General features: G+C 28.0%; 1 protein-coding gene. It reads right to left on the bottom strand.

The window, feature by feature from the left end:
* Nucleotides 1-325 (bottom strand): pentapeptide repeat-containing protein (locus KI356_RS25375; RefSeq protein WP_212936821.1); only part of this gene is annotated, 325 nt, incomplete at both ends.

Genomic DNA, 325 nt, shown 5'->3' with positions numbered 1-325 from the left:
GTTCTTCTACTGGAATACCATTTATTTTCATACCAGTTAAATCACAATTTACTATTTCAATATTTTTCAGGTCACTATTATGTATTGTACTACCTTCCAAGTCACAGTTTTCAAATGAAATAGGTTCCTTCTCATCTCCAAGACTTGTATTTTTGAATTGCACTCCACCTAATGTCACTAAATTAAATGTACTACTAGAAAGATTTAAATCTGCATATGAAGACCTTCTAAAGTTTATATTCCTAAACTTTGATTGACTTACATTACAATTACTCATATTCATATGCATTATATTACTACCAACAAATGCACTATTTTTTAAATT

Origin of the sequence: Bacillus hominis (assembly GCF_018332515.1) — a bacterium.
In the GTDB taxonomy this organism is placed as follows: domain Bacteria; phylum Bacillota; class Bacilli; order Bacillales; family Bacillaceae_G; genus Bacillus_A; species Bacillus_A hominis.
This window is presented reverse-complemented; position numbering and strand designations above follow the sequence as displayed.